9 protein-coding genes are annotated in these 13,254 nt (G+C 41.2%); 3 read left to right on the top strand and 6 right to left on the bottom strand.

The features are described 5' to 3' along the window. Positions 1 to 319: 319 nt before the first annotated feature. Positions 320 to 1,207: a LysR substrate-binding domain-containing protein gene (locus tag PSI06_RS16665; protein WP_004588141.1), complete on the top strand. Its 888-nt coding sequence runs from the start codon at positions 320 to 322 to the stop codon at positions 1,205 to 1,207. Positions 1,208 to 1,258: 51 nt separating this feature from the next. After that, positions 1,259 to 2,023 (top strand): YdcF family protein, encoded by a 765-nt coding sequence (locus PSI06_RS16660; protein WP_171046490.1) that lies wholly within the window; start codon positions 1,259 to 1,261, stop codon positions 2,021 to 2,023. Positions 2,024 to 2,036: 13 nt separating this feature from the next. Here PSI06_RS16660 and PSI06_RS16655 read toward each other — a convergent pair whose 3' ends face one another. Further along, entirely contained in the window at positions 2,037 to 2,789 is a 753-nt protein-coding gene (locus PSI06_RS16655) for a Nif3-like dinuclear metal center hexameric protein (RefSeq protein ID WP_004588143.1), read from the bottom strand. 150 nt (positions 2,790 to 2,939) lie between these two features. Between PSI06_RS16655 and PSI06_RS16650 the strand changes: the two genes are divergently transcribed. Next, the gene (locus PSI06_RS16650; RefSeq protein WP_004588144.1) at positions 2,940 to 3,308 is read left to right on the top strand and encodes a hypothetical protein; all 369 of its coding nucleotides are present in this window, start codon (positions 2,940 to 2,942) and stop codon (positions 3,306 to 3,308) included. A 141-nt stretch (positions 3,309 to 3,449) separates the two neighbouring features. Here PSI06_RS16650 and PSI06_RS16645 read toward each other — a convergent pair whose 3' ends face one another. From PSI06_RS16645 to PSI06_RS16625, 5 genes are all read right to left on the bottom strand, one after another. Beyond that, positions 3,450 to 6,626 (bottom strand): amidohydrolase family protein, encoded by a 3,177-nt coding sequence (locus tag PSI06_RS16645; RefSeq protein WP_004588145.1) that lies wholly within the window; start codon positions 6,624 to 6,626, stop codon positions 3,450 to 3,452. Between the two features lie 97 nt (positions 6,627 to 6,723). After that, a complete protein-coding gene (locus PSI06_RS16640) occupies positions 6,724 to 7,548 on the bottom strand; it encodes a M90 family metallopeptidase (RefSeq protein ID WP_004588146.1) in 825 nt (274 codons plus the stop codon). Between the two features lie 58 nt (positions 7,549 to 7,606). Beyond that, complete coding sequence (locus PSI06_RS16635; RefSeq protein WP_232423999.1) at positions 7,607 to 10,495, bottom strand: ligand-binding sensor domain-containing diguanylate cyclase; 2,889 nt, start codon at positions 10,493 to 10,495, stop codon at positions 7,607 to 7,609. A gap of 355 nt (positions 10,496 to 10,850) precedes the next feature. Then, the gene (locus PSI06_RS16630) at positions 10,851 to 11,489 is read right to left on the bottom strand and encodes a CatA-like O-acetyltransferase (RefSeq protein ID WP_083901813.1); all 639 of its coding nucleotides are present in this window, start codon (positions 11,487 to 11,489) and stop codon (positions 10,851 to 10,853) included. A gap of 154 nt (positions 11,490 to 11,643) precedes the next feature. Beyond that, positions 11,644 to 12,684 (bottom strand): Glu/Leu/Phe/Val family dehydrogenase, encoded by a 1,041-nt coding sequence (locus PSI06_RS16625; protein WP_004588149.1) that lies wholly within the window; start codon positions 12,682 to 12,684, stop codon positions 11,644 to 11,646. Between the last annotated feature and the right edge of the window lie 570 nt (positions 12,685 to 13,254).

Raw genomic sequence — 13,254 nt, 5'->3', positions numbered from 1 at the left:
TTAAAAACAGACCTGTTATTGCGCGTTGTGATAATTACTTATCCCTCTTAAAAACCAGTGCCATTTATTAAGCCGCCCTGCCCATAACGCGCTTTTAACAGCCGCTGCATAACCCAACAAAACAACTTGAGCTAAACTCATGCCAAACTCATCAAACCAGTAGCAACCAAAGTACTCACATTAGTTAATTTAACTTTAAGGGGTTATTTTAGTAATTAATAGATTATTTTAGCCATCTAGACGTTGAAACGTTTTTTGTAAAGGCGTAGTATGTAGTCAATCTGAGCCAAACTCACTTTTCCCTTGAGAATTATTAAAGATGATTGATATAAAACACCTGAAAACTATTGCGACATTAAAAGACACTGGATCGTTAGTTAATACAGCCCGCGAATTATTTTTAACGCAATCAGCTTTATCTCATCAAATTAAAGACTTAGAAAACAAATTAGATTGCCAATTATTTGAAAGAAAAACGCAACCTGTGCGCTTTACGCCACAAGGAATGCTATTACTCGAACTTGCCAACGAAGTTTTACCTAAAGTAGAAGCCACTAAGTGCCGTTTAAAAGAAAGCCTTAACCAACCTATTTCCCAACTGCGCTTAAGTGTTGAATGCCATGCATGTTTTCATTGGCTGCTGCCTACTATTAAAGAATTTAATAATTTTTGGCCAGACATTAAAATTGACTACGAACGCGGCTTTAGCTACGACGCTATACCTGATTTACTCAACGATGAGCTCGACTTAGTATTGACCTCAGATATACGCGATCCTGATAAACTTGAATACGCTCACTTATTTGATTTTAAATTAAAGCTTATCGTCGCCCCTGATCACGACCTAGCTAAAAAAGCATATGTAACGGCGCTTGATTTAAAAAACGAAACCATTATTTCGTATCCTATTCCGCGCGAGCGACAAGATATATTTAAACACTTTATTCAAAATGCCCGCTTTGACGGCACCTTAAAAAATGTAGACCAAGGCTTATTAATTTTTCAGCTAGTGAGTGCAGGAATGGGTGTAGCAGCGCTGCCTGATTGGTTGGTAACACCTTACGAAAGCCAAGGTTTAATTAAATCTATCCCGCTTGGTGCACTAGGGCTAACCCGCCCTATGTACCTAGCAATGAAAAAAGACATGAAAGACAACCCCGTTTATCGCCATTTTTTAAATACCTGTAAGCAAAATAACGGTCGATAAATCACAAACGAATAAGTAACATAAGGCCTATTGTGTTTTATGTTGCTTGTTATGTTTGAATTAAAAAAATTATTAGGTGGCTTAATTATGCCGCTACCACTATTTGGTTTACTTGCGTTTGTAATGCTAGTTTTGGCGTTTCGTGCACGTAAGTCTGCTTTAGTGATCGCAAGCTTAAGTCTATTGGCGCTTTTAGTATTAAGTACGCCGTTTGCTGCGCATCAACTGATTAAAAACAATGAGCCCGCGTCATTGGCTTTTAATGCACTAAAACACCCAACCCTTGATAAAATTGTTGTACTGGGTTGCGACATAAACCCTAACCCCGCTTTAAGCGCTAATAATCAGCTAGGAAATTGTGCGCTTACTCGCTTGGTGGAAGGGGTTAAGCTTGCAAAAAAATACCCTAATGCAACGCTTATCGTATCTGGTGGTGGCTATAATAAAGTAACAAATAGCGCGTTAATGAACCAAACAGCAATAAATTTAGGGGTGAATAACAACCGTATAAAACAAAACCCACAGGCGATGGATACAGCCGCAGAAGCCAAACTACTCGCGCCTAAGCTCGTTGATTTTAAGGTTGCACTGGTTACGTCTGTGCTACATATGCCGCGCTCAATAAACCTGTTTAATGCCCAAGGCATTGAGGTAATTCCTGCCGCTACGGATTATCACAATTTTGCGGCTTTACCTTTGTATAAACAATTTATACCAAATGCTGAGGCATTACGTGTAGTAACGCAATATGCCCATGAAGTGATTGGGAATGCGTGGATAAGTATGCGCCGCTGGATAAACCCAGAGGCGCTGTAGAGTATATATAAATTTATACTGGGTTATCTATATCTATAAAGCTCACATCAAAACCATGTTCTTTGGCAAGTAGCTCACCAAGGGCTTTAATTCCGTAACGCTCGGTTGCATGATGCCCTGCTGCAAAAAAGTCTATATTTTGCTCTCGCGAGCTGTGAATAGTTTGCTCTGAGGCTTCACCCGTTAGGTATGCATCAATCCCCTGCTCTGCTGCTAAATCGATATAACCTTGCCCGCCTCCTGTACACAGGGCAATGGTGTTAATTTTTTCATCGCGTACAACACTACTTAAAGGTTCGCGGTTTAAAACTTTGGCTATTTTATTTGCAAACTCGCTACCTGTAAGCGGAGTTTTTAACCGTCCTTTCATAGCAACGCTATTAGTAACGGGTTCAAGCCCTGTCTCTATTTCAATATCGAGCAAATTAGCAAGCTTGGCGTTGTTACCTATAACAGGGTGAATATCAAGCGGTAAATGATAGGCAAATAAATTAATATCGTGCGCTAACAAAGTCCCAATACGGCGTTTTTTCATGCCTGTAATAGGTTGCGATTCACCTTTCCAAAAATAACCGTGGTGAACCAAAACAGCATCGGCTTTTTTTTCTATTGCTGCATCAATGAGTGCTTGGCTTGCAGTCACCCCCGTAACAATCGTTCTGATTTCATTTTTACCTTCGACTTGCAGCCCATTAGGACAAAAATCTTTAATTGTGTGAGGCTTTAAAATGTCGTTTAACAGTTGGTTAAATTCTCTACGTTGCATACTTATTACCTTACTCAGCACTGAATTTTGTGCAAATTTTGGCGTTTATGGGGCTAAAATGGAAGGAAAATCGCAAAAAATTGAAAAACAGTTGGAAAATAGGTATAAATACGGCTTCTTTATCTGTGTTCACAACGTATAGGGTCTCTGATGAGCAAACTAGACAAAACAGAAGTTTTATCTGCCTTTGAAGCTGCATATGAAGCTGCCAATGGTAAAAAACCTGAAATTACTACAAAACCTGGCTGGTACAGCATCGATGGTGGCAAAAACTTACGCCTAGCTGATGTAGCAGAGCTAACGAAAGAATTAAGCTCTGGCAAATCGCCTGCACAAGCTGAGCAAAAAGCGCCTGCGAAAAAAACTAAAACTAAAGCTGCTGCGCCTGTTAAAGCACAAAAAACAGCGCCGTTTACTGTTGTAACACAAAGCGAAGACGGCTACACAGCTGAAGAGCTTTGGATTGTTGAGCTTGCAAGTAAAGATCACGACTGTCGCTTACCGCGCGGTGTTGTTTAAACAACATGTGATTGATAAAAAAGCCGCGTTAAGCGGTTTTTTTATGCCTGTTTATCACCTTCTATCAATTCGCTTTATTAAATAATTTATTTTTAGCTAAAAAAAAGCGGCTAATAGCCGCTTTTTAAACGTGTATTAAAATTATAGCTTTTCAAAATAAAGTGGTTTTCGCTGCTTTTTACCCACTTCGTTCATTGTGCTTGCATCAAATAAGCGCCCATTGATCATGGTGTAAACGACTTTATCTGAATCGCGAATATTTTTCAGCGGATCGCCATCAATAACAATTAAATCGGCAAGCTTACCTACTTCTAGCGAGCCTATATTTTTATCAAGCCCCAAGTATTTAGCAGGGTCAAGCGTAGAGGCTCTAATTGCTTCAAGTGAACTCATACCGCCTTGAGCAAACATCCACATTTCCCAATGTGCACCTAAACCCTCGCGTTGTCCGTGAGCACCTAAATTTACCAGTACGCCTAAATCTTGCAGCTCTTTAGCAACGCGGGCGTTATTAAAGTGGTTATAGTGATGATCGGGCGCTTTTACTCGGCGCATAGCACGTGGCAACAGCTGATTTTTAGGCACAAACTTACTTAAACGCGGGTGATTCCACACATCTGTTTTATCGTACCAGTAATTTTCTCCCCAAATTCCGCCATAGGCGACAACAAGCGTTGGGGTATAACCAACATCACTTTGCGACCATAATTGTTTTATATCATCGTAAATATGCTCAACCGGAATTGAGTGTTCAATTCCCGTATGCCCATCAACAACCATACTTAAGTTATGTTGTAGCAGTGAGCCGCCCTCTGGCACAACCATCATCTCAAGCTCACGCCCTGCTTCAATAACTTGTTGGCGCTGCTCACGGCGTGGCTGGTTATACGATTTAACACTAAACGCGCCAACCTTTTTAAGACGCTCTAAATGAAATTTAGCATCATCTAGCGAATCAATATGCGAGGTGTAACCAGGCATATTTGCTCCATATAAAATGGTGCCGGTAGAAAAAATACGTGGCCCGACAATCATGCCGGCTTTTTGCATTTCACTGGCGGTAAATATTTCAGAGGTATCGTTTGATGGATCATGAATTGTTGTGACACCTAACGCTAAACCAGCATAGTTTTTCCAGTTTTGCTGAGGAATAATTTCATCGCTGGCTTGTGAGCCATGGGCATGCGCATCAACAATCCCAGGCATAATTGTTTTACCTGCTACATCGATAATTTCAGCCCCTTTAGGGATCGTTATCTCATCAGCAGTACCAATCGCTTTTATACGTTTACCGTCTGTGATGATGACACCATTTTCTATGACTTGCTCACCCTTCATGGTAATAATGTTAGCGCCCTTTAGTGCAATCATGCCCTTTGGTGCAGCTATTTTTTTACTAAAGCTAATATTCTCACCGCTTTTTACTTTAAAGTCAGCATCATCGGCTTTATCAATAGCAAACATACCATCAAGGCTTGCATGGTATAGCTCGGGCCCTAAGCTCCAGTAGAGAGTGTTACTTTGAGCACTCCAACTTATATTTTCACCCGCACGCACAGATAACTGCTCAATAGGAAACTGGTTATCTTTAGGGCTTATTGTGATAGGTGAGCCGCTTTCTACCAGCGGGGTAACAAATACTTTAAAGCGCTCAGCAAACGCTAAGTATTTACCATCTGGTGAGACTCGAAATTCAGTCGCATGCTCTGATTCGTAAAGTTTACGAACGTTTTTAGTTTCAAGCTCCACAACACTTAAGGTAGGCTTAGGCCAAGGGCTCATGATAAATACACGGTCATTGGCGCTACCAAACTGAGGTTGATAACCACTTTTAGAAATAAGCTCGCTCTCTCCCCCTTTTGCGCTTACTTTATAAATACCTGGGTTAAGTGACCACTTAGGATTTAAAATACTTCCGCCGGTGGCTTTACGATAAACGATTGTTTTGCCGTCAGGACTAAAAGTAGGCTCAACGTATTTACCCGGCTCACGGGTTATCGCCTCGCCGCGCCCGTTTCGAGCAGAGACAACGCGCACAGTACCTTGCTTAGTATCACTCCAGGTGGTGTAAACAATCTTTTTACCATCGCGGGAGTACTGCGGGAACAACTCATAATGATCAGTTTGTTTGGTTAAGCGCTTAATTTTACCAGAGTCTAAATCGCGTTTATAAATATAACCTAATGCTTCAAAAATCGCAGTTTCACCATCGGGGCTAACCTGCACGTTGCGCAACATTTTTACATCAAACTCATCGGTATCTAAATTTTGAGTAAAGCGTACCGCGGTTTGTATTTTTTTACTGGTGTTTACTTTAAAGGGAACACGCGCAACAGCTTTATCATCAACAGCAATTTTATGTATTGAACCGGAAGCCCAAAACACCAGCTCTTCGTTATCTGGGGTCCACGCAATGGTCGGATACACACCATGAATAGCCCAAGTTTCTTGCATATCGCGTTCAAGCTTGTCATAAAGCTTGGTGTGCTCGCCACTGGTTAGGTCGTATAAGTACAAGCTTGTTTGAAAGTCATCACGTCTTATATAGGCAAGCTTTTTACCATCAGGTGAAGGTGTGGGTCTTATCGCACCGCCCATGCCTTGTATTATGGTTTCTATTTCGCCTGTTTCTCTATCGTAGCGCTTAATTTTATAAATACCGGCAACAGAATCTTTAGAGTAGTGAAAGGTTTTACCTGGTGTCGCGTCATGAGAAAAATAAACATAGCGCCCATCTGGTGAGAACATTGGCTCACCTAAGTCTTTTTGGTCGTTCTCACGTTTAGTAAGCTGAACACCTTTACCACCCGCTTTGTGGTAAAGCCACACTTCTCCAGCCCCTAGTGAGCGACTAGCGGTAAAGTGTTTGCGTGCGACAAGGTAGTCGCCATCAGGGCTCCATGCGGGGCTGTTTAAAAGTCTAAAGGTTTCGTCAGTCACAGCGTGTTGATTGCTACCATCAACATCCATAACCCAAATATTATCACCACCGCCTTGATCTGAGGTAAACGCAATGTGTTTACCATCGGGGCTAAAGCGAGGCTGCATTTGCCAAGCAATATCTGAGGTGAGTTTAGTTGCTTCACCTCCGCTTATAGGCATAGTGTAAATGTCGCCAAGTAAGTCAAACACTAGCGTGTTGCCATCAGGACTAACATCAATGTTCATCCATGTGCCTTGCTCTGTGCTAATGGTTGCATCTACAAACTCACCTTTTGGTGAGTCTACCTGCCACTTTTCTTGCTCTTCGTTTGCGTGCGGCTGACCTATTGCAAGGGCGACTGATAAAGCCAGTGCAGTGTGAAGCATTTTTTTCATGCATTTCTCGCTTGTTATTATTGCAGTTAAACTCTCTAACACGATTGCAACAAAAACAGCGCTAACTTGCCAGCGTTATCAGACCAAGTACCAAAAATTAATGCCAAACTATGGGGTCAAATTGGTAGTAATCCACCAGCATTCTATAAATTTCAGGGTCGTGCTGCCTAAGCTGCGCCGGCTTTTCTAAAAAGGTCTCTGTGAGTACTGCAAAAAACTCAGCCTCGTTGGTGGCCCCATAACTATGAATAACGTGAGGCATGTTATAAGCAACATGACTTTTTAACTGCACAAAGGCACGGCTAAACACTCGAGCCCATTCTTTATAAGCATTGGGGGTTTTTAATAATGGAGTGCCAGTGGTTTTTCCGGTTTCTTGGTCTAACTGGTGGGCAAATTCATGAAACACTAAATTATGGCCATCGCTTGGTAAACGATTCCCTTCAAGTACATCATGCCAACTTAGCACTAACGTGCCACCAGGCCACGACTCACCTAAGCGTACCGCGTTGTGGTAACTAACCAGCCCAGCACTATCTCGTGTAGATTGCGGCGCATAATACGCACTGGGGTAGAGTAAAATTTCTTTTACGTTTTTATAAAGTGGCCACGGTTTATTAAGCACTAACACACAGGCATCGGCAGCAACTATCAGCTTCATGGCGGGGGTTAGCTTTAGTCCGTCTCGGCCTAAAAAGCGCTTTTCATTTAAAAACCATATTATGTGGCGCTCAAGCTTGGCTCTGTCGTTATCCGTCATCTTTTTATAGATAGGCATGCAACGAAGGAGTATTTCTTTTTGTTGAGAGTTTAAAACCGCGTTTTTATATTTTTTATTCCAAAGCCAGTTTTGTAGTGCCTGCCAGCGCCAATAAATTACAACAAAAATAGCCAAAGCAAAAATGAGTAGCCCGTTTATCATGGGGACATCCAAAATAAGTTAGTCTCTTATTAATATGTGCGCATGCACTCATTTTCAATCAGATAATTTCTGTGCAATTTCGTCCGCTATTTTTAGCTTTGTATAATGCTTGATCTGCCCGCGATAAAAGGCGGTCGTAATCACCGACGTTGGTTGAGTCAGACAAGCCAAAACTGGCTGTTACACTTAACCCCTCACCAATGGCCGAAAAGTCATGCTGTGCAATGCTCTCGCGCAGTGCTTCGCATATGATTTTTGCTTCGCCGGCGGTTTTATCTGCAAAAACAATTGTAAACTCTTCACCGCCCCACCGTGCTATATGCTGGTTTTCTTGGCAGCCATTTTTAAGCAGCTCTGCAATAGTACAAATCACTTTGTCACCAATAATATGCGACCAGTTATCGTTAATCCGCTTAAAGTGATCAATATCCAGTATAGCTATGGCTAGCGGCCGGTTTTGCTGTTTGTAAGTGGCAAAGTTATGGGCAAGCCAGCTATCAAAAGCACGCCTGTTAGGCATGTCGGTAAGTTGGTCGTGCGTTGCTTGGTACGCAAACGCATTGGCTTGCGTTTGTAGGTCTTGGGTTTGTTTTTCTACGCGATTAGTCAGCTCTATTTCTATTTTTTTGTAGTGGTATAAACGGTATTTGTATATAGCAAAAATAACCATTAAAAATAATACAAATACTGCAAACTTAAATTGCGGTTTTTGCCAAAAAAATGACTGAATTACAATATTTACAGCTTGCTGATTATCTTGCCACTGTGCGTTAGGGTAACTTGCTCGTACCATAAAGGTATATTCCCCAGGCGGTAAGTTAGTGTACTCAGCACCGGTCATATGTTGGCGATTAACCCATTTATCGTTAAAGCCCTTTAATTGGGTTTGAAAATTTAATCGCTGCGGCATAATAAAGCTCAGCCCTGCATAATGAAACGATAAACGCGATACCCCCGGTGGCAAAAATACCGACTCTCCTTCAAGCGGAAGCGCAATAGGCTTACCATCTACAAAAATATTTTCAATAATGGTCGGCAGCGCAATTTGCGTTGATGCTTGTAAGCGCGCTGGTTTTACGGTACTCACCCCCTTTGCGGTTGCAAACCAAATACTCCCATCGTTATGCGTTACAGCCGAAGGGGTTGAGCCTCCGTTGGCCTGCGCACTTAACATCCCATCGCCTTCATCATACAGTTGATAGTTAAGCACGGGTGCTTTAGCGCTCGCGGGAGCATCGAGGATTTGCTGTATATGATTTTTATCGATTTGAATAATCCCGCGGTTGCTCGAGAGCCAAAATGAGCCATTGTGCGGCACCACTTGAAATAGTTTATCGATAGGTAAACCTTGTTCTAAGCCAAGCATTGCCATTTTTCCGCTTGTTAGCTCATAGCGCACTAAGCCTCTATCTGTGGCCATCCAGGTATAGGTAACATCAATATAAAACCCAAACGCATATTGCGCAGAAAACTCACGAGGGAATTCAACCGTTGTAAATTGCTCACTAACAATATCAAATACCACCACCCCATTGCCGGTACCTACCCAAATATTGCCCGCGTTATCTTCACTAAGTGCAAGTACAAACCCACTTGGTAAGTCTTTTTTATTTGTAAATTGATTTAAGCTGCCATCTTCATTGATGCGCGTCAGCCCCATAGCAGAGCCTATCCACAAACGGTTTTTAGAATCAAATAATAAAGCCCTTACTTCGTTACTTCCAAGGCCAGTGCTACGATTAATAAACGGCGTAAAGGTATTATTAACTATTTTTAAAACACCTGAGGTATACGTCCCTGCCCACACACTACCGTCGGGTGCTTCGTGTAAACTGAGCACAGAATAAGGACTGCTTTGTTTAGAGCCTGAAACCAAGGTAGCGCGATTATTTTTTATTATATTTAAGCCAGAGCTTCCCCCCACCCATAAACTGCCATCGGAGTGAGAAAGCACTGTGCGGGTATAATCCCCCGCTAAACCTCTTTTTTGGGTCCACGATGAAAACGGCGACTCACGCAGGCGAAACAATCCGGCGTTTGTGCCAATCCAAATACTGTTTTCTCTATCTTGTAACAAAGATAAAATACGGTTGGCGGGTAATCCGTTATTGGCATCTAACTGCTCTACGCCATCGGGCGATAACCTAAATACCCCTTTATTAATTGTGCCAAACCATAAGTCTCCATGGTTATCCTCTAGTAAGCTAGAAATAGATTCATTGCTAAGCTTTTCATGTATTGGCTGAAACTGCGCCTTGGTTTTGATCCACGCGCCTTTTTCGCTTCCCACAATAAGCGAGCCACCACGGGTAATTAATAAGTTATAGACAGGTGCATTTGGTAAACCAAAGTGTGGTGTCATTAAGGTCGGTATTTTGTTGTGTATTTTATAAAGGCCTGCACTGGTTGCTGCCCAAATAACCCCATCGTGATCTTCTATAACCCGATAAGCACTCACATTTTTAATAATTGCAAGGTCGGTATCGCTGTTATGTTCACGATAAAACACGCCGTCGTTTTCAAGGGCTAACCATAGGCTTTGATCAGCACTTTCAATTAAATGATTAACCATGGTTGATGCTGATCGCTTGGTATCCCACTGCCTATGTTGATATAAGCTAATTCCTCCGCGCGACCCCGCTATGTATAACCCACCACTATTTGTGGGAGTGAGTGCCCTTAAACCCGAGTCGGGTAAGTTATTAATATGAGCACGGGTTAATATTGTAAACTCTTGGCCATTAAAACGTGCCAAACCTTCCCATGTAGCAACCCATAAGTAGCCATCTTGGGTTTGCGTAACGCTATTAATACTGTTGTGTGGCAATCCAGAACGGGTATTCCATGTTTCAGAAAAATAATCACTTAACGGTAAACGGGTTTGCTCTTGGGCTTCACATAAAAACATGACGAAAAAAGAACATATAATGCTTAATTGTCTCATCATCAACTGCCTTAGTTATTCTTTTACTTGTGTGTAAGCGTTTTATCGTTATTTAAAAGGAGTAGGAAAGAATTTACTTGGCACTGAGCACACCAAAATTGTGCGCTCCAACAAAGCGTTAAAATCCCTATACGCATTGGGTGAATACACTAGGGTTTGTTTAAGCGCTAAAAGCGCGTTAATTAAAACTAAACAATAGCGTAAACAACTAATAATACGTGCTAAAAAGCACCTTAAATAAGTCGCTAAAACTTAATGTCGTAAACGTATCAGCTAATCGTTACAAATTAACTTATATCGCCTATCTAACTAAAAATACTACCATAGCAAATAAATACATTGCATTAACTAAATTCAATTAATCTTTACAAAAGTCGTCAATATTGTTTTGTAATACGTTTATAAACGCTGCGACGTGTAAACCGTCCATTAGCGAATGATGCACATCAATCGAAAACGGCATTAGGCCCGTGGTTTTATCGTATTGACCAAACACAAATTTAGGAATACCTAAACTTTTCCCTTCACTAAAGGCATGCGAAAAACTACTAAAGTTCAGCCAAGGTAAAACCGATATATGTATCAAATCGGCCTGCCCTTCGGTTTGATTAAACGCCTGAGAAAATAACGGTTGAGATTTAGCATTGGCGCTTATAGCTGTGGCGTGCTGAGCAAATTCTTCAAGGCAAGGCGAATAATTAAAGTAACTAAATATAAACGAATCATCACTAGCAAGCTCTACCACACTGGCTCTTACTTGCTTTAAGCGCCATGGGCATTCATTTATAATTCTTAGCATAATCGGGTTATAAGCGTGGCAAGCTTTTAATGTGGCATGCACATATGCTTGAAAAAAAGACAGTTTATTTTGTTTACAATATTCAAATAAAGGCTTGGCGTTAAGTGTTACGCACACATTAAAATATGGCTGGGTAAAGTTTTTAAATAATTCGAAGTGTTGTTGGCGAGGCCATGTATCAAGGTCGATGGGCTCCATTAAGGCATTTGTATCAGTCATAATATCCATAAGCTTGTCGTTAACGATTAGGCCGCATTGCCTTAAGGGTCTTGGCCACAAAATTACCACGCCATAGAGTATAAACAAAAAAGGCGTACCACTGTACGCCTTAGTTTAAATAAACGGGGTAAATTTACAGGCCGTTTTGAATTATCTCTTGCGCTAACTCATCGGCAATCAAATGCGTTGATTTTTGCTCTTTTTCACTACGGGTGAATATTTCGGTTAAGGTATCAAAAATACCTTCAACATGCTTATTAGACGCCGCCTCACTGTAGCCTTGTGGTGCAGTTTCGTAATATACATTAATAATGCCACCAGCGTTAATAACGTAATCGGGTGCATACAAAATACCTTTTTCACGAAGTACTTCACCGTGACGAGACTGCGCTAGCTGATTATTAGCACACCCAGCAATAATGGTTGCCTTAATACGTACAATGGTTTCATCATTAATGGTGGCACCTAATGCACAAGGTGCGTATACATCAACATCAAGGTCGTAAATTTCATCAATACCCACCGCCGTAGCACCAAAGTCATTTACTACCCGCTCTACAGCATCTTGATTGATATCTGTTACAAATAATTTTGCACCAGCTTGGGCTAAATGCTTACATAAACCATAGGCGACTGCACCTAAACCTTGTACCGCCACTTTAATGCCCGCAAAATCTTGATGCCCACGTTGGTGCTGTAATGCCGCTTTAATTCCTAAAAACGTACCGTAAGCTGTAAAAGGTGACGGATTACCGCTTTTCCCTTCCAAGCCCAGCACATAATTCGTTTCTTTATTCATTAATGCAACGTCATCACATGTAATGTTTACATCTTCGGCAGAATAGTAACGGCCATTTAATCGCTCTAATTGGCGACCAAAAGCTCGAAATAACTGCTCTGACTTAATCTCTTTTGCATTGCCAATTATAACTGATTTACCACCACCAAATGGCAGGCGAGCAACCGCATTTTTATAGGTCATCCCTTTAGAGAGACGTAAAACATCGTAAACGGCATCTTCATCGTTGGCATATTCCCACATTCTACAACCACCAACAGCAGGGCCAAGGTTAGTATTATGTACGGCAATAATTGCTTTTAAACCTGACGCTTCGTCAGAACAAAAAACCACTTGTTCGTGGTTATCAAATTCAGCTTGATTAAACACAGCCACTGTAATTACTCCAAAATAGTTTACCCGTGAGAGGGATGAGCGCTGGAAATTGACGAAACTTTACCACTTCATTTTTAAGGGTGCCACATAATGAGAAGTTAAACCCGTAAAAAGCCAGCCTTGTGAATTAATAAATCTAAATAACAACAAAATACGGATATAAAATTCAAAAAAAGGCATATAAATTAAATTTAAAGCTAACAACACCGTTAAAAAGCGCCTTCACATTTACGTGAACGTAAAGGTAACACCAAGTGTAAACCTTGTATTACACAGTTCCCCTCCCAGCAAAGTCGCACAGTGTATAGGTTTATGAAGAAAAAAGCAGATTTACTACAACTGGTCTGAGGTGTTTATTTGAAGGGGCAATTTGCGCTTTTTTAATATTTCATAAAACAAATACAAAAAAAGCGAGCCTAAGCTCGCTTTTTTATTAGATTACGTTGTCTTGTCCTGAAATGTGTTTACACATTTAGGACTTATTTTATGAAAACCACTAAAACTAAAGACGTTAAGCGTACTCAGCGAGATTATACATTAGGCTTTAAATTATCTATTGTTGAGCAAGTA

The sequence above is a fragment of the Pseudoalteromonas sp. GABNS16E genome, assembly GCF_028598715.1.
Taxonomy (GTDB): Bacteria; Pseudomonadota; Gammaproteobacteria; order Enterobacterales; family Alteromonadaceae; genus Pseudoalteromonas; species Pseudoalteromonas atlantica.
The sequence above is the reverse complement of the archived record's forward strand: the minus strand, read 5'-3'. Positions and strand labels throughout refer to the sequence as shown.

Excerpts from the sequence above, each read along its gene's own strand:
- PSI06_RS16645 (WP_004588145.1), bottom strand. The coding sequence starts at position 6,626 with ATGAAAAAAATGCTTCACACTGCACTGGCTTTATCAGTCGCCCTTGCA.
- PSI06_RS16665 (WP_004588141.1), top strand. The coding sequence starts at position 320 with ATGATTGATATAAAACACCTGAAAACTATTGCGACATTAAAAGACACT.
- PSI06_RS16650 (WP_004588144.1), top strand. The coding sequence starts at position 2,940 with ATGAGCAAACTAGACAAAACAGAAGTTTTATCTGCCTTTGAAGCTGCA.
- PSI06_RS16660 (WP_171046490.1), top strand. The coding sequence starts at position 1,259 with ATGTTTGAATTAAAAAAATTATTAGGTGGCTTAATTATGCCGCTACCA.
- PSI06_RS16655 (WP_004588143.1), bottom strand. The coding sequence starts at position 2,789 with ATGCAACGTAGAGAATTTAACCAACTGTTAAACGACATTTTAAAGCCT.
- PSI06_RS16640 (WP_004588146.1), bottom strand. The coding sequence starts at position 7,548 with ATGATAAACGGGCTACTCATTTTTGCTTTGGCTATTTTTGTTGTAATT.
- PSI06_RS16635 (WP_232423999.1), bottom strand. The coding sequence starts at position 10,495 with ATGATGAGACAATTAAGCATTATATGTTCTTTTTTCGTCATGTTTTTA.
- PSI06_RS16630 (WP_083901813.1), bottom strand. The coding sequence starts at position 11,489 with ATGGAGCCCATCGACCTTGATACATGGCCTCGCCAACAACACTTCGAA.